The following is a 20,942-nucleotide window of genomic DNA, read 5'->3' as shown; positions in this document are numbered from 1 at the left end:
TTACACCCGGTTTTTGTGGCAACGCACCGGGCTTTTTGAGCGCGCTGGGACAGCGGCGCCGACATGCAATAAGATGGCGCCCTTTTTCTGCTTTGCTGACACCATGAAACCTGCCTGCGGCGTCGATTTCGGCACTTCCAATTCCACCGTCGGCTGGCTGCGCCCCGAACAGCCGACGCTTTTGCCGCTGGAAGACGGCAAGCCGACGCTGCCATCGGTGGTCTTCTTCAACGCCGAGGAAGAAAGGCCGAGCTTCGGACGGCAAGGCCTGGCGGAATACCTGGCCGGCTATGAAGGCCGGCTGATGCGTTCACTAAAAAGCCTGCTCGGCACGCCGCTCATCGATGGGCAAACCGAGGTGCTCGGACGCGCGCTGCCATTCCGCGAGCTGTTGTCGCAATTCATCGGCGAGCTGCGCCGACGTGCCGAAGCCGCTGCCGGTTGTGCGTTTGAACATGCGGTATTCGGCCGGCCGGTGCATTTCATCGACGGCGACGCCGCCGCGGACGCGCTGGCGGAAAACACCCTGCGCGAGATCGCTGCAGCCGTCGGTTTTCGCGACATTGCATTCCAGTACGAACCGATTGCCGCCGCCTTTGCCTACGAAGCGCGCATCGAACGGGAAGAATTGGTGCTGGTTGCCGACATCGGCGGCGGCACTTCGGATTTTTCGCTGGTGCGACTGTCACCGCAGCGCGCGCGGCAAGCCGATCGGCGCGCCGATATCCTCGCCAACGGCGGTGTGCACATCGGCGGCACTGACTTCGACAAATACCTGAGCCTGGCGGCGGTGATGCCGCTGCTCGGCATGGGCAGCCGCCTGAAGAATGGCAGCGACGTGCCGTCGAGCTATTACTTTCATCTCGCCACCTGGCACACGATCAATTCCGCCTACAGCCGCAAGGCGGTGCAGCAGCTGCAGGATTTTTCGCGCGACGCCGACGATCCGGTGGCCCTGAGCCGTTTGCGCCGTCTCATCGACGACCGCGCCGGCCACTGGCTGGCGCTGAAGGTGGAAGAGGGCAAGATCGCGCTTTCCGACAACACCGACTTCACGCTGGCGCTGGACCGGCTGGCGCCGCCGGTCGATCTGCCGCTGAGTCGCGCCGGGTTCGATCGCGCGGTTGCGCATCTGGTCGACGATATCGATGCCAGCGTGCGCGCGCTGCTGGCCGAGGCCGGCGTCGCGCTCGATGCGGTGGACACCATTTTCTTCACCGGCGGCGCCAGCGGCGTGCAGCTGCTGCGCGAACGCATCGGTGCGCTGCTGCCCGCGGCGCGCAAGGTCGAAGGCGATTTGTTCGGTTCCATCGGAACCGGCCTGGCGCTCGATGCGGCGCGCCGCTTCGGCTAGGCCGGAGATCGGGCGGCCCGAAGACCGCCCCCTCAACATCAGAACGTGTGCTTGACGCCGACGTTCAGCAGCGTGGTGTTGGTGTCCGGAGACACCGGGGTCAGTACCGCCGAAGTCAGGGCCGTGGCGCCGGCGCGCGCGTTGGCAAAGGCCAGCGTGCCGTACAGCGTGGTGCCTCTGGACAGGGCGTATTGATCCGACAGGATGAAAGTCGTGGTCTTGTCGTCGCCATTGTTCTTGTCCTTGGCGAAATAGACAGCGGCCGACGCGGTATTGTTCGGCGCGGTCTTCCAGTCGACGCCGAGTCCCCACATGTCAACCTTCGAGGTTTCGTCCAGCGTCGCCGGCGCGCGGTTAGTGCCGCGTAAATAGTTCAGCTTCCCGGTAAGCGCACCCATCGTATAAGCGCCGCCGAGCGAAACCATGCGCGACAGGTAGTCGCCGCTGTCGGGCTTGTTCGCCTGCTGGTACGCGGCCGACAGCGCAATTGGTCCGGTATAGGTCAGACCGAGCGAGTAGACCGAGCCATGGTTGCCGGTATTGTTGGCCAGCGCAGTCGCGCCCGTCGGACGCTCGGACAGGCTGACTGCAGCGCCGAAGTGAACCGGGCCGAAATCATTGGTGTACGAGATCGCGTTCTGCAGGAACACGCCCACATCGTTATTGGTGTTGATGCCCGCGCCGCCGAGTGCGCCGGAGTTGTAGGCCCAGGAATACAGACCGGAGAAATTCTCGCGCAGGCCGCGCGGATCGGTGGTGGCGAAAGCCAGGATCGCGGGGCTGTACTGGTTGCCCAGCGCGACCGCGCCGACATTGGCCATCCACAGGCCGACATTGGCCTGACGCCGGAACAGGTTCCCGACCTGCGCGCCGGTGTCCGAAGCGAAATGGCCTTCAAGGTTGAACATCGCCTTCAGACCGCCGCCCAGATCTTCTGTGCCCTTGAAGCCCCAGATGCTGGGCGCGTCGCCGCCGCTGGCCAGGCTCACGCTCGGCCTGCCCGGCGCGCTGTGGTTTTGCGCCAGCACGCCCGCGTCGATGATGCCGTAGAAGGTGACATTGGTCTGCGCGGCAGCGATGCCGGATGCCAGTGCGAGTGCAGCGCTGGCGATGATGGTTTTTTTCATGACTTGCTCCCTGGTGTTGTTGAAATGGCTGCCGTGGACGGCTTTTCCGCAAATCGGGTGGGAAAGGGCTAGTCCCAGGTCTCCTCGAATGCGCGACGTATGGCTTTTGCGCATTGCGGTGCTAAGGGCAAACAACGTGCCGATAGGCAATGACGCAGGGAAAAATATTGAAAATACAAAAGCTTGGATGTGAATTGCGATGAGGGAACGCAAGAGCGGCAGCAGCACGATCTGTTTGAATCTGGATAAGAGCACCGAGCCGGTGCGCAATTTTTCAGCATTCCGCAAACGGGCGGCGAGAGTGCTTGTCCGATTCAACTTGCGCGGGACATTCGCCGCGGCTGACGTGAATGGCGGCGCTATGCTCAGACAGCGCAAGGAGAGGGGAGCATGACGATTTCAAGCGACATTCCGGCACGGCTGGACCGGCTGCCCTGGTCGCGCTGGCACTGGCGCATCGTGATCGCCCTGGGCGTGGCCTGGGTGCTGGATGGGCTGGAAGTAACGCTGGTCGGTTCCATCGGCGGTGTGCTCGAGCGCCCGGATACGCTTGGACTGAGCGCGGGCCAGGTCGGCTGGGCCGGTTCGCTGTATATCGGCGGTGCGGTGGTCGGCGCGCTGCTGTTCGGCCGGCTGACCGACCATCTCGGCCGCAAGCGCCTGTTCCTGCTGACCCTGGCGGTCTACATGCTGGCGACGCTCGCCACCGGCCTGGCTCCCGGCTTCGGCTTTTTCGCGGTCTGCCGCTTTCTGACTGGATTAGGTATCGGCGGCGAATATGCGGCAATCAATTCCGCAATCGATGAACTGATCCCGGCGCGTGTGCGCGGTCGGGTCAACCTGGCGATCAACGGCAGCTTCTGGCTGGGCGCGGCGCTGGGCGCCGGTTTGTCGCTGGTGCTGCTCGATCCGCATGTGCTCGGCCCGGTCTATGGCTGGCGCGCCGGTTTCGTGCTCGGCGCGGTGCTGGCGGTGGCGATTCTGCTGGTACGGCGCGATGTCCCGGAAAGCCCGCGCTGGCTGCTGGCCCATGGCCGCGCCGACGAGGCGCACCGCATTATCGACGCCATCGAAGCCGAGGTCGCCGCCGAGCATGGCGCCCTGGCGCCGGCATCGGGGCGCATCGCGCTGTCCGGCGCTGCCGCGCCGTCGTTGCGCGAGGTCGCCGCGGTGCTGGCGCGCCGCTATCGCCGGCGCAGCGTCGTGGCGATCGCATTGATGGTGTCGCAGGCCTTTTTCTACAACGCGATCTTCTTCACCTATGCGCTGGTGCTCACGCGCTTTCATCACGTGCCGGATGCGCGCGTGGCGCTATACATCTTCCCGTTCGCGCTCGGCAACGTGCTCGGGCCGCTGCTGCTCGGGCCGCTGTTCGACCGCATCGGCAGGCGCAGGATGATCGCCTTCACTTATGTGCTGTCCGGCGTCGGCCTGGCCGCGACCGGGCTGGCGTTCATGGCCGGATGGCTGGATGCGCTGACCCAGGCGCTGTGCTGGTCGGCAGTGTTCTTTCTCGCCTCGGCCGCGGCCAGTTCCGCCTATCTCACCGTCAGCGAAGTGTTCCCGCTGGAGATGCGGGCGCAGGCGATCTCGGTGTTCTATGCGGTGGGCACCGGCGCCGGCGGCTTTGCCGCGCCGCTGCTGTTCGGCCTGCTGATCGAGTCCGGCAGCCGTGGCGCGGTGACCGTGGGCTATGCGATCGGCGCGGCGCTGGTGATCGTCGCCGGCCTGATCGCGCTGCGGCATGCGGTCGATGCCGAGCGGCGGCCACTGGAAGACATCGCGCCGCCGCTGGGCGCGGTGCATCACGAGGATCAGGAGGATCAGCCGCCGGTGGTCGACGGCGTCCAGAAACTGACCGAGGGCTCAGTCAGCGCCGGGATGGAGCCGTCCGGCGAGCGCAGGATGTCGTAGTTCAGCGTGTAGACGGTGCGCCAGAAATCGACGGTCATCCTGGCCGCATTGATGCCGGAGGTGCGGCAGATTGGCGCAGTGCCTTCCTGGTCGGGATGGTAGACGTCGAGCCAGTGCACATTGCTCGCGTCCTGCGACAGCACGTACAGGAAGCCGCCATATTCCACCGCGAGGTCGAGATAGGTGGCGTTCTGCGTGGCATCGAGCTGCAGGAAATGTGGCCGCTTCTGCTTGGTGAAATACGGAATCGGATTGCCGCCGACATCGAAGGCCTGGATGCGGTTGTTGCCGCTGCTGTCCTCCAGTACCAGGATCACGCCATCCGCGCTGATGGCCAGCGCCACCGGCGTATCCATCAGGCCGGGCCGGGTGCCGAAACCCGAATAGTGCCGCGCCAGCCAGCTGCTGCGCGCCGTGGCGTCATCGACCGCCTGCTGCGGCAGCTTCAGCGCCTCGATCTTGTGGTTCTCGCTGTTGATCGACACCGCATAACCGGCCGGATGCAGCAGGAGCCGCGTCGGCGGCAGGTTCAGCCGGCCGAAGGCGCCGCCCGTGCCCGGTCCCGGCAAGGCTGGCGCGCTGCCCAGCGCGACCGGCCGCAGCAGCAGCGATTCCGGCTCCAGCATCACATTGCGGCTCTGGTCCGACAGCAGCGAAAAGCTCGCCAGCGTGCCGGCGCCCGATCCGCAGCTGCTGGCAACGAAGCCGGGGCGCGCCGCACCCGCCGCACCTGTGGCGGTGTCGAGGATGGCGACATAGTCGAACTGGCCGGGAACGCCGCTGCCGCAGCCGGGAACGCCGCTGGAATAGCCTTGCCAGGCATAGCCGACGTAGCCCGGCAAGGCGCCGGCGCCTTGGCGCACCGTGATGCCGCGCAGCGCGCCGAGGCTGGGCTGCTGGTCGCCGGTGGGAGGGAGGTAGGGCGGCGCGTTCCCGCCGTTCAGGCCGGTGCGCCAGGCATGCGCGCCGCTCGCATCCAGGCTGGAAATGCCGCTGTGCAGGTACACCGTGGCAGCCGAGATCGGCACCCGGTTGTAGGCAAGCGCGATCGCCGGGGCGGTATCGACGGTATTGGCGATGAGGCCAGTGCTGCCGTGCGCGGCGCACAGGTCGTTCGCGCCCGGGGCCGCTCCCTGCGCGCGGGCATAGATGCCGACCAGGACGTTGACCTGGCCGCCGAACGGAATCCCCGACAGCATTACCGCCACCGGCGCGCCAGCCGCCGCAGCCGGCAGGTCGATGGGCGCGAGCACGTGCGCGCTGCCGCTGTCGAACACGTAGCTGACCTTGTAGTACAGGCTGTAGCTGCTCCAGGACTTGAGGAAGTCGGGATCGACCGTGAAGCTCGTCGACAGGTCGTGCGTCAGCACCAGGTTGAAGCGGTACAGCGGCGGCGACAGGCCGATTTCCAGCGTCGTTTCCGCCAGCTCCACGGCGCCGATCACGGCGGCCACGGCGCGCGCCGCCTGTCCGAGTATCGGGATGGAATCGATCACTTCGCTGCGCCCGATCGTATCGAACAGGTACTTCCACAGATGGTCCAGCAGCGTGGTGGCGCCGGTCTCCATGATGGTCTTGCACATTCCCGCGACCAGTTCCTCGAGCGCCAGCGTCTCCCGCGCCAGCAGCGCTTCGAACACGTTCAGCAGGAGTTCGAGCAAGCCCTGCGCGAGAAGGTCGAGAAGCAGCCGCCCGGTTTCATCGAGATCCTGCACGCCGGCCGCGAGAAAGATCGAGACGATGACGTAGTTGACCAGGACGGTGGCCACGATGCCGGGCGTGCGCAGCTTTTCCGGATCGTTGAGCGCGCCGGACAGGCCCAGCCCGCCGTAGATGACTTCCATCGATGCCGCGCCCTGCGGCCAGCGGATCACCGGCTCGAATTTCCCCGGCATGAATGGAATGCCGGCAAGCGCATTGACCTCGGGCAGCATGCCGACGAACAGGCTTTCCGCGGTATCGAGTCCGTTCGAATGCGGATACTTCGCATCCGGCAGCGTGTCCACGTCCAGAGAGCTCGTCGGGATGACACGCCCCGGCTTGTCGCCATCGCCAGGCGCGCGGAACTTGATCCACATGCCGAGCCAGCGCAGGAACCAGTTCGAGACATTGTCCATCGTGACCTGCACCCGGCCGCCGACGTTCTCCACCGTCGGCGCGCTCACCGCCAGGCCAGTCTCGGTAGCCAGGCTGGAAAAGGTGACGGTGGGCACGTCCTCGCCGGCCTGCGCCTGCCGGCGCGCAACGCTGGCCAGGCCATCGTGGCGAAACCACAGGCGTCCACGGACGGCCTCGGCGCTTTGCACGACGCTTCCCGCGCCCAGCGCCACGCCCAGGTTCTCATCGTCGATCACGCCCGGATGGATGGTGCGTATGCACTGCGCCACGGCCGCGTCCACGTCCGGGTGCCAGTCCGGCATGAACTGGATCAGCTTGCCGTCGCTCTTGCGGTACGGCACGGGCGGCACGACCCGCCTGTCCAGCAGCGGGCGCAGCGTCGCCCATTGCCCCGGGTTAGGCTGCGAGGCGGATTGCTGCGGCGCAGCCGGGCCCAGTCCGGCCAGCGTCGCGACCAGTTGCACCATGTCCGGGTTGGGCGCGATGTGATTCGCATGCAGGTAGGCCGCGCCGCCCGGGTCCAGGCACAGCAGTTCCGTGTGCACGCCGACGAGCGCCTGCGCATGGTCGTGGCTGTCGATGAACGCGGCTTCGTCGATCAGTTCCGCCGCGCTCGCGGCAGCCGGCATGCCGTAGAAGCGGCGCTTGGCCGAGCGCGGCAGCCGCGCGGCCCCGGCTGCAAACGCCAGCGCATGCGCGCTTTCGGGCAGCAGCAGGTGAAGCAGCGGCATGGTCCAGTTGCCGCTGGCGGGATCCTCGTCGGCGCTGACGTAGCCCAGGGCCACCGCTTTTGCCGGCAGCTCCGCGTCCAGGTGATGGGTGATGGCCGCATCCGGCAAGGCCTGCAGGAAGGCGTTGCTGCGGCGCGCCTGCTGCAGCACCTCGGGCGCCTGCGCCACCGGCGTCAGCGGCAGGCGCTTGCCAGCGATGTGCAGATAGGGGTTGGCCAGGGCGGGGCCCGCCGTGCGCGACAGGTTGAAGAACAGCAGCCGCCTTTGCAGCGCCTGCTGCGGCGGTGGCGCCGACGCGTCGCCGCCGCAGGAAGACAGCAGCGGCGGCGCACCCAGCGTTGCGCCGAGCGCGGCGATGCGCGCAAGGAATTCGCGCCGGTTCATCGTCCCCACGCTGCCGCGCAGTGCCCTGCGTTTTCCGGTTTGGCTTTTGCTCATGACGCTTCCTGTTGTCTCTTGAAAGGGATCGATGCTTTGGGCTGTACGGTTATGCGGTTATGCGGCTGCATGGCGGCGTGCTCACCAGTCCAACGCGACGGGCCGCGGAGTGGCGCCATTGCAGATGGAAGCGCTGGGCGCCGCCGGGGTATAGGTGGCGGCGTTCCCATACCAGGCCGGCGGTGCGTTCAGTGGCTGAGTGCTCTTCCAGGCCGGATTGCTGCCGTCGCGTTCTGCGGGGCCGCAGCCGGCGGGCAGTTGGTCGCCGGAAGGGCAGGTCAGGCTGGGTTCGGCTTGCGGCACCCGTCCTTCCCCGCCATAGGACATGCTGATGCACACGCTCGCGCCGCGCGCGACCGGGCAGCCCGAAGACGGGCAGGCATGCTGGGTATGGTTGCCGTCGAGTTCGACGTTCAGGGTGTTGCCGGCCCGGTTGAAGTCGACGTAGGCATTGGCCAGCGAGGCATCCCTGATCAGCTGCGACTGGCCGAGGTTGGTGCCTTCCAGGTGCGCCTGCAGGAAGGTGGTTGGTGAAGTCTCGCCGTTGTTGTTTATGGTCGCGCCGGCAAAGTTCGCGCCGGTCAGCACCGCGTAGGAAAAGTCGACGCCGGAGATGGTGGCGTTGCTGAAGTCGACGCCATAGAGAAAGGCGCCCGTGAACCGGGTGCCGGTCATGGTGGCGCCGCTCGCGCTGGCGCAACTCTTGCCTGCTTTGCCGATCCCGCATGGGCCGTGGCCGTTGCTGTAGAAATTGGCATAGGAAAAATCGGCGCCGGCAAGCTGGGCCGATGTCAGGTTCGTGTTGTGCAGATGCGCACCGATCAGGGTGGTCGCCGGGCCGCCGGGCTCTCCGCTGAGGATGGCTCCGGTGAGATCGGCGCCGGAGAGATTCGCATGATTCAGGTTCGCGCCCCGCAGGGTCGCTTTGTACAGGTTCGCGCCGCTCAGGTTGGCGTTCTGCAGGTTCGCGCCGGTCAGATCGAGGTTGGGCAGCGCCACGCCGGCCAGCTTTGCCGCGCACGCGCTGAGGTTGGCGCCGGCGCCGCTCGAACTGCCCGCGCTCGGCTTGAAGTCGAGCTTCGACCAGTCGCTGATGAATTCGCAGTTCATCGTCGTGCCGCGGAAGGCCGGCTTGCACAGCGAGGCGTCGATGACGAGCGGTCCCGGCCCGAAGATCGTCAGGCCATCCTGCAGGACGGTGTTCGAAAAGTCTGCGCAGCTGACATCGGCATGCGAAAAATAGGTCCGCCCGGTGAAGCTCATGCCGGCAAGGCAGGCCTGGCGCAGGTTCGCGCCGGTGAAGTCGGTCGGGCGCAGGTCTTCGTTGTCGCTCCTGAGCACCCTGGCGTTGCTGAAGTCCGCGCCGGAGAGGTTGGCGCCGATGAACACCGTGCCCTTGAGCGTGGCGCCGGAAAAATTCGCATTGCGCAGATCGAGCCGGTTGAAGTTCATGCCGGACAGGTCGCGGTTGCGGAAGTCGGGGCCGGGCGGGGATGCGGGGGTGTTCGGACAAGCGTTGGCGACACTGGCGACACTGGTAGCCTGCGCCTGCGCCGATCCCGGCGCGGTCCGTCCCCCGACTCCGCCGAACAGAAACAGCACGATGGCCAGCAGCAGTGCCGGCAACCGCGCCGACGAAGGTTTGAGCATCGGGCGGCGCATCAGTCTTCTCCTTCGAAACGCACGACTGCATCGCCGGCGCCGCCCAGGCCGTCCTGGCCGTCGGCGCTGCGGCACTGGCTGTTGGCGCTGCCGGCAACGGCGGGATTGTTGATGCCGCTGCCGCGCCGGCCGGCGCTGCCGGGGAGGGTGGAATAGCGGAAGAAGTTGCCAGGGTCCGGCACGGCGCCGACGGCGGCGATGGCCATCGAGGGACCGCCATTGCCGCCGGCGCCGCCCGCGCCCGCGCCGCCGGGGCCGCCGTCGCCGCCCTGGCCGCCGAATGCGGGGGCAGCCACCTGAAAGCTGCCTGCCTGAAAGTGGATTTGCGTCGTAATGGCGCCGCTCGCCCCCTTGCCGCCAGGACCGCCCGGAGCCCCTGTGCCGCCAGTTCCGCCCTGGCCGCCGGGGCCCGGAATCAGATTGGCCGTATCGGACAGCTCGGCCATGCCGGCGTTGATCAGCACCAGCGCAATTGAAGCGCCGCCCTGCTGACCGCCTTGTCCGCCCGGGCCGCCGCAACCGCCGCCGCCGCCGCCGCCTGGCAATCCGTGATAGCGAAAGGTGTCGCCGAGGAACTTGTGCTGTACCGCATAGCCGCCGGCGCCTCCGCCTCCGCCGCCGCTGCCGCTGCCGCCTTCGCCGCCCGGATTGCCGCGGGACGCGACCCAGCGGCCCGCATTGAACTTCGCTAGGCCGACAGTCGCTGTGGATGGCGTGCCGGGAAGCATGCCGCAATCGCCGAGTTCGCCCGGAGCGCCCGCGGGGCCGCCGCCAGGATCGGTCGCCGCATGCGGATTGCATTGCAAACCTGCCCCCCCGATGCCGCCGCCGGAGCCGCCGTGTGCGGCGCCGCTGTCCCTGCCGGCGTAGAAGTCGGGAGCCTGCCGTGCTGGAGCGGGAGAGCAATCGCAATCGAATGTGCAAGTCTGTATTTCGGGGAAATTCAATTCCCTTCCCGGGCCACCGCTTCCCGGCCACGGCTGCGGTTTCCCCGGGCAGCTTGCGCCGCCCTCGCCGCCGGCATTGGCGTTCGGGCCGGGTTGCGTGCCATTCCCGCCCGGATCCGCGCTCACCGTGCTGCCCGCCGCGCCGTCGCCGCCGCGCCCGGCGGCCAGCGTGACGCCCGACAGGCTCAGGCCACGGCTCGAACGCACCAGCATGCCCACGCTCGCTTCGCCGGGCGTCGTTTCATTCTTGCCCAGCACGACGATGTTCGACAGCACCGTGGTCGTGCCGAGATTGGCTGCGGCGATCGCGGCTTCGCCCGCGGCGGGCTTTGCGGCGATCACGGTGCGGTAATGCAGGTCCGGTTCGTCGCCGAAGCGGCAGCTGCCGTACACCGAAACGCCGTCGACGAGCGCTATGGTCTCGCTGCTGTCATACAGGCCGTATCGCACCGCCACCGCGCAGCCGGACCGCGTGCAGCGACGTATGCCTTTCGCGATCGATTTGCACGCCGTGGCGACGGTCGCGCCGCAGTTGTCGCCCGCGATGCCGTCGGGCGCGACGTAGACCACGGTCTGCAGGCGCGCCAGATCGGCGCCGGGACAACTGACGGCGGCCTCGGGGAGGTCGCGCTGGACGCGGCCCTCCTCCTCGCCGCCGCCGCCACAGGAGGCAAGCACGAACGGCAGGAGCAGGGCGGCGAATCGGCGAGCGAGACGAAAAATCGGCATGGAAAACCCTTGCGCAATGGCTGTGGCGGCAAATGCCGGCATCCGGCGAATCGATGCGGCAAGGGGTGGGTGATTCCTGATCGGAAAATGTTCAATCCGACATGGCTTTTATCGAACAATTAATCGATGAGTGAACGGAACAATCCGGTGCGCCATCGAAGCGCGGCACACATGAAAAACCCGCCTGGGAAGGCGGGTCGGGGCATGGATTCAACGTCCGGATTCAGACGGCCATGGGCGCGGTCAGCGGCGGATGGTGCCGGTAGCCTTCGAGCGAGAAATCGCCGGGCTCGATCTTCTCCAGCCATTCCGGCTCGTACCGCCCGGTCTTCGCATGATCGGGCACGCGATCGGCAATCACCAGTTTCGGCAGCGGATACGGCTCGCGCTCGAGCTGCTCGCGCAGCATGTCGAGATGGTTTTCATAGATGTGCGCATCGCCGATGAAATAGCTGAACCAGCGCGGCTTGTAGCCGGTGAGGCGGCCGACCAGGTGCAGCAGCGCCGCGCCCTCGGCGAGATTGAATGGCGCGCCCAGGCCGATGTCGTTGCTGCGGATGTACAGGCACAGCGAGATTTCACGGGTGCTTGCGTTCGGAATGAACTGGTACAGCAGGTGGCAGGCCGGCAGCGCGACTGCATCCAGCACCGCCGGATTCCAGCCGTGGAACAGGATGCGCCGGCTGCCCGGGTTGTTGATGATGGTGTCCAGGCATTCGCGGATCTGATCGACCGCGCGATACATCAGCAGCTTGGGACGGCCTTCATCCTCGAGGCGCGACACGCAGCGAAAGCCGCGGCGCTCGGCGTCGTCGATCTGCGCGGCCTGGTCGGCGTCGATCAGCTTGTATGCCGGCCATTGCCGCCATTGCGCGCCGTAGACCGGGCCGAGGTCGTCGGGGCCGGCGCGGTACGGGTTGGCGAGCCAATCCGCGTTTTCATTGGCGTTCTGATCCCAAACCTTGCAGCCGAGCGCACGGAAATCGGCGGCGCTGCGCGTGGCGCGCAAAAAGCCGACCAATTCGCCGACCACTGACTTGAAGGCAAGCCGTTTCGTGGTCACGGCCGGGAAACCGTCGTTCAGGTCAAAGCGCATCATCGCGCCGGGGATGCTGATTGTTCGTATACCGGTGCGGTTGTCTTGCCAGCTTCCGGTGTCGAGGATGGTGCGGACGAGGTCGAGGTAGGCTTTCATGAGTGTGCGCTTGATGAGCGCGCCATTCTAACGCACGACATCCGTTGGCGCCGCCTGCCGGTCTTGCTGCGGTTTCGCCCGCGATGCCGCCCCGCTCGCAGCGGCTACAATGCCGCTTCCTTGCCAGTTCAGCCATTCCATCCTGCCAACCTGATGATTTATTCCAGCCTGAATCACGCGCTGCGCGTGCCGCTTGCCGCCGAAATCCATTCCCGTCCCTTTCTCGAGCTGCATGCGCCGGAAAGCATCACCCATCTGGCGGTGTATGTGCGCGACGACCTCGCGCCGGGCGCGACGAATGCCCGGCTGCAGCATGGCTTGCTGACCGACCTGTGCCGGCATTTCGGCGTGTCCGCGCCGGCCGAGGAGGCGAAGTTCTTCTTCCACGATTTCGGCCGCTTCCGCCTGAAATGGGAAAGCCATACCGAGTTCGCCACCTACACCTTCGCCCAGCGCCACGAGGAAGCGCTGCCGGTGGACGAAGCCTTCGGCCGCGTGCCGCTGCACCAGATTCCGCAGCAATGGCTGTCGGCGTTGCAGGGCCGGCTGATGGTCGCCACCCACGTCGTGCTCGACGCTTCCTCCGGCGCGGCTCAGGACTTCGCGCACGGCCTGCGCCGGGTGTTCGAAGGCAAGCTGCTGGTCGGCAGCCGGGTGCTGCACGGCGCGGAAATCTGGACCGACTTCCTGGTGCAGTCCGATGGCTTTTCCCGCATTGTCGTGCGCGACGTCGGCCTGCGCGAACAGCAGGCCGGCCGCCTGGTGCAGCGCATGCTGGAGATCGAGACCTATCGCATGATGGCGCTGCTCGGCCTGCCGCATGCGCAGCGTGCTACGCCGGTGCTGAATGCGATCGAGGATGAGCTGGCCGAACTGACTGCCGCCATGATCGAAACCGATGGCATGAACGGCGGCACGCTGCATCACCAGTCCGCGGCTGAATCGGTGCAGGAGCAGGGGCTGCTGGACAACATCACGCGCCTGGCCGCGCGGCTGGAAAATCTCGCGGTGGACAACAACTACCGCTTCTCGGCATCGCAGGCGTATTTCCGGCTGGTGGCTGCGCGCATCGAGGAGTTGCGCGAGGAGCGTATCGAAGGCTTTCCGACGGTGGAGGAGTTCATGGACCGGCGCCTCACGCCCGCGGCCAGCACCTGCGCCGCCATCTCCAGCCGCCAGGAAGCGCTGGCGCGACGCATCGCGCAGACCAACGATTTGCTGCGCACCCGCGTCGGCATCGTGCAGGAACAGCAGAACCGGCAGATTCTGCAATCGATGAATGCCAGGGCAGCGCAGCAACTGCAGTTGCAGCAGGCGGTGGAAGGCTTGTCGGTGGCGGCGATCTCGTACTACATGATCGGCCTGCTCGGTTATGCGGCGAAGGCGCTGAAGGCGGCCGGCTTGCCGATCAATGCCGACATCAGCACCGGCGTGCTGGTGCCGGTGGTCGCCGGCGCGGTGTGGCTGGGGTTGCGGCGCATGCATAAACGGATGCATGCGGGGCATTGAGGAGGAACCTTGTCTCGTAGGATGGGTAGCCAAGGCGGTGATCGAACAACCGCGTGGGCTGCGCCCAGCCAGCTCTTTCAAGGTTCGCGCGGTAACTGCTGCATCGGTTGTAATAGCACTACGCTACGCAGTTGCAGTTGCAGTTGCAGTTGCAGTTGCAGTTGCAGTTGCAGTTGCAGTTGCAGTTGCAGTTGCAGTTGCAGTTGCAGTTGCAGTTGCAGTTGGTTCTGGCTTTTGTCGTTGCCGTTGCCGTTGCCGTTGCTTTTAATCCCGTTGATCGCGCCGTGGCGCCGGGCCCTGAAGCGGATAAGGTGCGGCGTCTGTTTGAGCGAAGCGCAGCGTAGCGAGTTTAGCCGCGCCCCGCTTCAGGGCCCGGACCCGGCTTGCTCGCCAAGCAAGATGTCCATATTGGGTCATCGGGCGTCGGCCTCCGAGCAGGCAGGCCTTTCAATCCAAGCCTCGATCACGCGACGACCAAGGCAAGAGCCTGCACCCGTGAGCACCTCACTCCGGTGACGCAAAACGTTCAGCGCCCCCTCGACCTAGCCGGGTCCCGGCCCGGCAGCCGGCCTACTTCTTTTGGGCGCCAAAAGAAGTAGGCAAGAAAAGGCGCCCCGGAGATTGCGCCCCGCTGCGCGGGGTCCCGTGCCGTCGATGCCCGGAGCGGGGCGCGGCTAAACTCGCTACGCTGCGCTGCGCTCAAACAGACGCCGCACCTTATCCGCTCCGGGCATCGCCGTCACGGCGCAATCAACGGGGTTAAAAGTAACGGCAACAACAACTACAACTACAACGGCAAAGACAAAGGCACTGCAACTGCAACTGCAACTGCAACTGCAACTGCAACTGCAACTGCACCCTTATCTCGCCCTGCCAACCTTATGCAGACTACCGGCGGCCCGAAAAACAATTTGACGTCACCTCGAAAGGGCTGGCTGCGCCCAGCCTACAGGCTCACTGTCATCAACCCAGATTGAACTGCAGCGCCGCCAGGCTCGCATACAAGCCACCCCTGGCCACCAGCTCCGCATGCGTGCCGCTCTCCACCACGCGACCATGCTCCATCACCAGGATCCGATCCGCGCGCTGCACCGTCGCCAGCCGGTGCGCGATGACCAGCGTCGTGCGGTTCAGCATTGCCGTCTCCAGCGCGCCCTGCACCAGCCGCTCCGACTCTGCATCCAGCGCGCTGGTGGCTTCATCGAGCAGCAAGAGCGGCGGATTCTTCAGCAGCGCGCGGGCGATGGCGATGCGCTGGCGCTGTCCGCCCGAGAGCCGCACGCCGCGCTCGCCGAGGAAAGTGCGATAGCCCTCGGGCAGTCGCTCGATGAATTCATGCGCGGCTGCGAGCTTCGCCGCGGCGATGACATCGGTATCGCTGGCGTCGGCGCGGCCATAGCGGATGTTCTCCATCGCATCGGCCGAAAAGATCACCGTGTCCTGCGGCACGATGCCGATCGCCTCGCGCAAGGCATGCAGATCAAGTTGACGAATGTCGACGCCGTCGAGCAGCACCGCGCCGGACTGCGGATCGTAAAAGCGCAGCAGCAGCTGGAACAGCGTGGTCTTGCCGGCGCCGGACGGGCCGACGATGGCCACCGTCTCGCCCGGCTTCACTTCGAGCGATACGCCATCGAGCGAAGGCGCACCCGGACGCGACGGATAGCAGAAGCGCACATCAGCCAGGCTCAGCGCCGCGCCGCCGCTGCTGCGCGCACCCGGCGGCAACGGGTGTGCGGGCGATTGCACCGGCGACTCGAGCGCCAGCAATTCCATCAACCGCTCGGTCGCGCCGGCGGCACGCTGCGCTTCACCGATCACCTCCGAGAGCGCAGCGATCGCGCCGGCGACAATGGTGGCGTACAGGATGAACTGGCCGAGCTGCCCGGCGCTCATCGTGCCGGCCAGCACCGCGTGCGCGCCCAGCCACAGCACGAAGACGATCGCGCCGAACACCATCAGGATCGCCACCAGCGTCAGCAGCGCGCGAGCGCGGATGCGGCGCCGGGCGGTGTCGAAAGCGCCTTCCACGGCCACGCCGAAGCGGCGCGCCTCGATCGCTTCATGGGTGTAGGCCTGCACCGTCGGCATCGCGTTGAGCATCTCGCCGGCCAGCGCCGACGCATCGGCGATGCGGTCCTGCGAATCGCGTGACAGCCGCCGCACCTGCCTGCCGAAAGCCACGATAGGCAGCACTACCGCCAGCAGCGTGACCAGGATGATCGAGGACAACCTCACGCTGGTATAGAACAGCATGCCCATGCCGCCGGCAAACAGCAACGCATTGCGCAGCGCCATCGAGATGCTGGTGCCGACCACCGACTGAATCAGCGTGGTGTCGGTGGTCAGGCGCGACAGCACTTCGCCTGCGCGCGCGGTTTCGAAGAATTGCGGGCTTTGCGTGACCACGTGCGCATAAACTGCGGCGCGTATGTCGGCGGTGACGCGTTCGCCCAGCCAGGACACGAAATAAAAGCGCGCCGCGGTTGCTGCGCCGAGCACGCAGGCCACGCCGAACAGCGCCAGGAAATACAGGTTGATGTGCCGGTCGCCGGCGCCGCCCGCCGCGCCGAAGCCCAGGTCGATCAGCTGCCGGAAGGCCACCGGGATGGCCAGCGTGGCGCCAGCCGCAACCAGCAGCGCCACGCCGGCCGCGAGAAAGCGTTGCCGGTAGGGCGCAAGAAAGGGCAGAAGGCCGGTGAGCGCGGCAAGGCGGCCGCGCGCGCGCCGTGTATCGCTCCGGGTATCGCGCTTCGTATCGTCTTTGGTATCCGTCATAGCTTCAGCGGCGAGACATAGCCGGTCAGTTCGAGATAGCCGCGCCCGGCCGGCTTGCCGTCGCGCGTCACGCGCACCGCGCCTTCCCAGTAGACCGAGCCGGTCGAGGCGCGCGAGTCGAGTTCCTGGTCATCCTGCAGCGGCTCCAGCGTCCAGCGGATGCCGCCGGTATCGAGCGCAATCGCCACCGGATAGCTCGCATCGGTATGCGGCGAGCGCCAGTTGCGCAGCGGCGTAAAGCGGATGTCCTGCTGCGCGAACTGGGTCATGCGGCCGGCGGCGTCGCGCAGGGTCGCATGCGACCACAGCGTACTGCCATCCTTGGCGCGGATGCGAAAGGCCATCAGCGCCGAGCCGTCATCGAGATTGATGCCCATCCAGTCCCAGCCCGAAGCGCCGGGCGCGAGATAGCTGGTCGACCATTCGCGGTCCAGCCAGGCCGTGCCGGTCACCGCCACCGGCTTGCCGTTGCGGCTCACGCTGCCGGACACCTTGAGCTGCGGCTCGCTGAAGTAATGGCTGGCCTGGCCGGGCAGCGGGCCCTTGCGCGAATAGCCGCCTTCGCCCTGCGGCATGATCGGCTGCGTCGGCGCGAGATCCAGCGTCAGCGTGAAATCCGTGGCCGGGATGTTGGCGTGATACACGCCCTTTTCATCGCGCACGAAGCGCCAGTCCTGCAGCTTCACATCGGTGTTGTCGGTCTTCGCATAAGCCAGGTCGAAGCCTGAGCGCGCGGCCTTCTGGTCATGCAGCAAGCGGCCAATCGTGGGATCGGAAAGCGCCGCATGGGCGATGATCAATTGCTTGGGCGCGAAGCTGCTCGGGTTGTCGCGATCGTGCTCGGTCGCCGCGCGAAAGAAGGTCAGTTGAAAGCCGAGCTGCTTGCCATCCGGCGTCTGCAGCCAGCCGGTCGCATACCACCACTCGGTGCGGTAATCAGGATGTGCGCCGAAATCGCGCGGAAAGACCAGCGCATCCTCCGGCTTGACCTCGGCAAAGCGCGGCGGCGCGGCTGTGGCCGTGATGGCGAGCAGCGCAACGCAACCCAGCAGCAGCAACAACAGTTTTCTCATCACCAGTCCTCCCTGACCGAACGCACCGCATTGCCCGCCACCGCCTGCCGCCCGGCGACGAGCGCGGTGCCGGCCGCCGATACCAGCAGCGCCGTCGCCACCGATGCCAGCAGGCCCCAGGGCATGTGCAGCTGCATCGTCCAGTGGAAGGACTGCGGATTGACGATGAACACCAGGATCAGGCTGATGCACCAGCCCAGCGCGAAGCCGACCGCGATGCCGGACAAGGCCAAGAGGCCGCCTTCCGCGGCCAGCATCGCCAGCACCTGGGATCGGGTCACGCCGACATGGCGCAGCATGCCGAATTCCTTCGCCCGCGCCAGCGTCTGCGCCGAAAACGTGGCGGCCACGCCGAACAGGCCGATGATGATCGCCACCGCTTCGAGCAGGTAGGTCACTGCGAAGCTGCGGTCGAAGATCCTCAGGCTCATCGCGCGGATCTGCCCCGGCTCGGCCAGCTCCAGCGTCGCGCCGAAGGGCAGGGCGCGTATCGCCGTGCTGACTGCGGACACGGTCGCGCCCTTGGCCAGCAGCAGCGCGGCATCGTTCACCGTAGCGTCGCCGGTCCAGGCCTGGTAATCGGCCAGGCGCATCTGGATGGCGCCGGTCTGGCGCGCATAGTCGCGCCACACGCCGGCGACGATGAAGCGCCGTTCGCCGGCCGCCGACGGCAGCGTGATCGTCTTGCCGACGGCGTCGCCATACAGATCGACCATCGCTTCGGATACCCACACCGGTGTCATCCCGCGCCATTGCGCGCGGCCGATCTGCTCGCCGGTCAGCGGAAGGGCGCGGCCGGGATCGTCGGCATCGATGTTCCGCGCGATCAGCATCACGGCCGGCCTGGCGGGAGTTAGCGTGAGCGGCACGAAGCGCTGGAAGTCGGCGCGCGCCACGCCCGGCACCGCGGCCAGCGCGCGCTGCGCGGCGGCATCGAGCGCGCCGACATCGCCAACGCCGGCGCTGCGCACATACAGGTCCGCCGGCAGCAGCTTCACCAGCCAGTCGTCCACCGACACCCGAAAGCTCGACACCATGATGCCCATGGCCACCATCAGCGCGAAGCTGGACAGCACGCCGCCGAGCGCGATCGATGCCGCGTTCGGCGCATTCGCCAGCCGAGCCAGCGCCAGCGCGCCGACCGTGCCGACGCGCTGCGGCGGGATCCGGCCGGCGGCGGAAAACACGATGGCGGCGAAGCGCGGCATCAGCGCGATGCCGCCGATGAGCAGCAGCGCGACCGCGAGATAGCCGAACACCGGCAAGCCATGCACCGGCGGCAATCGGGTCAGGGTCGCGCCGAGCAGCAGGCACAACAGCGCCGGCCACGGCCGCGCGAGTTTAGCCAGCGCCACGTCCTCGCTGCCGGCCTTCAGCGCCGGCGCAGGTCTGGCGCGCGCCGCTTCCCAGGCCGGGGTGGCGCTGCCGAGTATCGCCACCAGGCTGCCGGCGCAAAAGAAGATGGCTGCGGTCAGCGGGCGGAACTGCACGCTGGGCTGCACGCCCGGAAAATAGCCGCCGCCGAGATCGCCGCCGAAGGCGCGCAAGGCGATCGCGGCGATGCCATAACCGGCCAGGATGCCAACCGCCGAACCGATCACGCCCAGCACCGCGCCTTCGAGCAGCACCTGCACCAGCACGCCGCGCCTTGTGGTGCCGAGCACGCGCAGCAGCGCGAATTGCTGCCGGCGCCGGATCACCGACAGCGCCTGCGTCGAAAACACCAGAAAGGCGCCGGTGAACAGCGCCACCAGCGCCAGCACATTCAGGTTGACCCGGTAGGCGCGCGACATGTTGGCGGTGCGGGTTTCGCTGTCCTCGGGCTCGGTGGCGATCAGCCGGCCGGCATAGTCGCGCGCCAGTTGTGCGCGAAAGGCAGCGCGGTCCACGCCGGGCGCGAGCTTCAGTTCCACGCGCGACAGCCTGCCCAGCAGACCGAAACGCCATTGCGCCGCGCCGAGGTCCATCACCGCGATGCGCTGGCCGGGCCGGGCGCGATTGATGCCGCCGGCCACGCGCAGCCGCAGCGGCGACGCGCCGGCGCGCAGCGTGATCGTGTCGCCCGCCTTCAGGTTCAGCCAGGTCATCGCCGCCGGCGACAGGAAGATCGCGTCATCCATCAGGGTGTCGAAGGGGCGGTCTTTTGCCGGCACGCCGAGCAGATCCGGGGCAATCTGCGCGGCGCGGAAGACGTCGATGCCAAGTATCTTCAACGAGCCCTGCCGGTCGGGCAGCGCCGCATCGATTTCCAGCACCGGATTGGCCGCCGCCACGCCGGCGCGCTGCGCCAGTTCCGGGTACAGCGCTTCATCGAAGCTCGGCTGCGGCGCGCGTACCTGCAGATCGGACTGGCCCGACAGGCTGCGCGCGGCGGCCGAGAATTCATTGAAGGCGGCAGCATTGATCAGATCGATCGCAAAACCGAGCGCCACGCCCAGCGTGATCGCGGCGATCGCCATCAGTGCGCGCAACGGATGGTCGCGCCATTCGCCGATCAGCAGCCAGCGCGCAAGCGGCGCCTTCATGCGAAGTCGCCCCCGCGCGCCGGAAAGAGGCCGTCGCGGGTCAGCACCAGCACCCGGTCGGCACTGGCCGCGGCGGCGTGCGAATGGGTGACCATGATGGCCGAGGCGCCCGAGGCACGGATTTCATCGCGCAGCAGCGCCAGGATGTCGGCGGCGGTATCCGGATCGAGATTGCCGGTCGGCTCATCGGCCAGCAGCAGCCGCGGCCGGTGCGCCAGCGCGCGGGCGATCGCCACCCGCTGCAATTCGCCGCCGGAGAGCTGGCGCGGGAAATCGCCGGCACGCCCCGGCAGGCCGACCGCGTCGAGCAACTGCCGGGCACGCGCGAGCGGCAAGCCGTTCAGCATCAGCGGCAGCGCCACGTTCTGCTCGAGCGTCAGGTGCGGCAGCACATGGAAGGCCTGGAAGATGAAGCCGAGCTTTTGCCGGCGCAGCAGCGTGGCGGCATCGTCGTCGAGGCCGGACATCGCCACACCATCGATGAGCAGCTCGCCGCCATCGGGCGCATCGAGCCCGGCGATCAGGTTCAGGAAGGTCGACTTGCCCACGCCGGACTCGCCCATCACCGCGACGTACTCGCCGGCTTCGAGCCGGAAATCGAGGTGGTCGAGAACGATGCGGCCATTGCCGTAGGACTTGGTCAGGCCGCGGCATTCGAGCGCGGGCGTGGTCGCGGCAACGGCGGGGGAACGCAGCGCAGCATCGCGCTGGCCGGCGGTTTGCGGCAGGGGCAGGGAGGGCATCAGCGGGGTATCCGTGAATCCAGTAAGATGCGCCAGTTTAACGGACGGTCAACTTGAGCGTTCGACACCACCTATGCCGGTTTGCGGCAACCAGATTCG

The 20,942-nt window shown here is 67.1% G+C and carries 13 protein-coding genes; 4 read left to right on the top strand and 9 right to left on the bottom strand.

Translation table 11 applies throughout. The annotated features are described in order from the left end of the window. Window positions 1-103 precede the first annotated feature (103 nt). Entirely contained in the window at window positions 104-1,354 is a 1,251-nt protein-coding gene (locus tag JJB74_RS23125) for an Hsp70 family protein (RefSeq protein WP_200595871.1), read from the top strand. A gap of 38 nt (window positions 1,355-1,392) precedes the next feature. On the opposite strand, the gene JJB74_RS23120 is transcribed toward JJB74_RS23125, so the two are convergent. After that, a complete protein-coding gene (locus JJB74_RS23120) occupies window positions 1,393-2,481 on the bottom strand; it encodes a porin (RefSeq protein ID WP_200595869.1) in 1,089 nt (362 codons plus the stop codon). A 390-nt stretch (window positions 2,482-2,871) separates the two neighbouring features. On the opposite strand from JJB74_RS23120, the gene JJB74_RS23115 reads away from it, so the two are divergent. Next, window positions 2,872-4,395 carry an MFS transporter gene (locus tag JJB74_RS23115; protein ID WP_200595866.1) on the top strand — a complete coding sequence of 508 codons (1,524 nt, stop codon included), beginning with the start codon at window positions 2,872-2,874 and terminating at the stop codon, window positions 4,393-4,395. Here the strand turns inward: JJB74_RS23115 and JJB74_RS23110 are convergent. From JJB74_RS23110 to JJB74_RS23095, 4 genes are all read right to left on the bottom strand, one after another. Then, entirely contained in the window at window positions 4,305-7,682 is a 3,378-nt protein-coding gene (locus tag JJB74_RS23110; protein WP_200595864.1) for an NHL repeat-containing protein, read from the bottom strand. The two genes, JJB74_RS23115 and JJB74_RS23110, sit on opposite strands and share 91 nt — an antisense overlap. Window positions 7,683-7,763: 81 nt before the next feature. Next, window positions 7,764-9,344, bottom strand: a complete 1,581-nt coding sequence (locus tag JJB74_RS23105) for a pentapeptide repeat-containing protein (protein WP_200595862.1) — start codon at window positions 9,342-9,344, stop codon at window positions 7,764-7,766. Next, entirely contained in the window at window positions 9,344-11,020 is a 1,677-nt protein-coding gene (locus tag JJB74_RS33710) for a hypothetical protein (protein WP_200595860.1), read from the bottom strand. Before JJB74_RS33710 ends, JJB74_RS23105 begins: the two co-directional genes overlap by 1 nt. Before the next feature lie 223 nt (window positions 11,021-11,243). Next, complete coding sequence (locus tag JJB74_RS23095; protein ID WP_200595858.1) at window positions 11,244-12,215, bottom strand: thymidylate synthase; 972 nt, start codon at window positions 12,213-12,215, stop codon at window positions 11,244-11,246. A 153-nt stretch (window positions 12,216-12,368) separates the two neighbouring features. On the opposite strand from JJB74_RS23095, the gene JJB74_RS23090 reads away from it, so the two are divergent. Together JJB74_RS23090 and JJB74_RS23085 are read left to right on the top strand one after the other, a co-directional pair. Further along, the gene (locus JJB74_RS23090; RefSeq protein WP_200595856.1) at window positions 12,369-13,724 is read left to right on the top strand and encodes a DUF3422 family protein; all 1,356 of its coding nucleotides are present in this window, start codon (window positions 12,369-12,371) and stop codon (window positions 13,722-13,724) included. A 131-nt stretch (window positions 13,725-13,855) separates the two neighbouring features. Beyond that, window positions 13,856-14,068, top strand: coding sequence for a hypothetical protein (locus JJB74_RS23085; protein ID WP_200595854.1), 213 nt, complete (start codon window positions 13,856-13,858; stop codon window positions 14,066-14,068). A 619-nt stretch (window positions 14,069-14,687) separates the two neighbouring features. Here the strand turns inward: JJB74_RS23085 and JJB74_RS23080 are convergent. Genes JJB74_RS23080 through JJB74_RS23065 form a run of 4 tightly spaced genes read right to left on the bottom strand, consistent with a single transcriptional unit; the run spans window position 14,688 to window position 20,843 of the window. Beyond that, a complete protein-coding gene (locus JJB74_RS23080) occupies window positions 14,688-16,502 on the bottom strand; it encodes an ABC transporter transmembrane domain-containing protein (protein ID WP_200595852.1) in 1,815 nt (604 codons plus the stop codon). Beyond that, window positions 16,499-17,575, bottom strand: coding sequence for a lipocalin-like domain-containing protein (locus tag JJB74_RS23075; protein WP_200595850.1), 1,077 nt, complete (start codon window positions 17,573-17,575; stop codon window positions 16,499-16,501). The genes JJB74_RS23080 and JJB74_RS23075 overlap by 4 nt, the downstream gene beginning before the upstream one ends. Further along, window positions 17,575-20,100 carry an FtsX-like permease family protein gene (locus JJB74_RS23070; protein WP_200595848.1) on the bottom strand — a complete coding sequence of 842 codons (2,526 nt, stop codon included), beginning with the start codon at window positions 20,098-20,100 and terminating at the stop codon, window positions 17,575-17,577. Before JJB74_RS23070 ends, JJB74_RS23075 begins: the two co-directional genes overlap by 1 nt. Beyond that, window positions 20,097-20,843: an ABC transporter ATP-binding protein gene (locus JJB74_RS23065; protein WP_200595846.1), complete on the bottom strand. Its 747-nt coding sequence runs from the start codon at window positions 20,841-20,843 to the stop codon at window positions 20,097-20,099. Before JJB74_RS23065 ends, JJB74_RS23070 begins: the two co-directional genes overlap by 4 nt. Window positions 20,844-20,942 lie beyond the last annotated feature (99 nt).

It is taken from the genome of Noviherbaspirillum pedocola (genome assembly GCF_016632335.1).
In the GTDB taxonomy this organism is placed as follows: domain Bacteria; phylum Pseudomonadota; class Gammaproteobacteria; order Burkholderiales; family Burkholderiaceae_D; genus Noviherbaspirillum_A; species Noviherbaspirillum_A pedocola.
This window is presented reverse-complemented; position numbering and strand designations above follow the sequence as displayed.

Coding starts and splice junctions, on each gene's coding strand:
- JJB74_RS23075 (WP_200595850.1), bottom strand. CDS start 17,575: ATGAGAAAACTGTTGTTGCTGCTGCTGGGTTGCGTTGCGCTGCTCGCC.
- JJB74_RS23065 (WP_200595846.1), bottom strand. CDS start 20,843: ATGCCCTCCCTGCCCCTGCCGCAAACCGCCGGCCAGCGCGATGCTGCG.
- JJB74_RS23080 (WP_200595852.1), bottom strand. CDS start 16,502: ATGACGGATACCAAAGACGATACGAAGCGCGATACCCGGAGCGATACA.
- JJB74_RS23105 (WP_200595862.1), bottom strand. CDS start 9,344: ATGCGCCGCCCGATGCTCAAACCTTCGTCGGCGCGGTTGCCGGCACTG.
- JJB74_RS23090 (WP_200595856.1), top strand. CDS start 12,369: ATGATTTATTCCAGCCTGAATCACGCGCTGCGCGTGCCGCTTGCCGCC.
- JJB74_RS23110 (WP_200595864.1), bottom strand. CDS start 7,682: ATGAGCAAAAGCCAAACCGGAAAACGCAGGGCACTGCGCGGCAGCGTG.
- JJB74_RS23095 (WP_200595858.1), bottom strand. CDS start 12,215: ATGAAAGCCTACCTCGACCTCGTCCGCACCATCCTCGACACCGGAAGC.
- JJB74_RS23120 (WP_200595869.1), bottom strand. CDS start 2,481: ATGAAAAAAACCATCATCGCCAGCGCTGCACTCGCACTGGCATCCGGC.
- JJB74_RS33710 (WP_200595860.1), bottom strand. CDS start 11,020: ATGCCGATTTTTCGTCTCGCTCGCCGATTCGCCGCCCTGCTCCTGCCG.
- JJB74_RS23125 (WP_200595871.1), top strand. CDS start 104: ATGAAACCTGCCTGCGGCGTCGATTTCGGCACTTCCAATTCCACCGTC.
- JJB74_RS23115 (WP_200595866.1), top strand. CDS start 2,872: ATGACGATTTCAAGCGACATTCCGGCACGGCTGGACCGGCTGCCCTGG.
- JJB74_RS23070 (WP_200595848.1), bottom strand. CDS start 20,100: ATGAAGGCGCCGCTTGCGCGCTGGCTGCTGATCGGCGAATGGCGCGAC.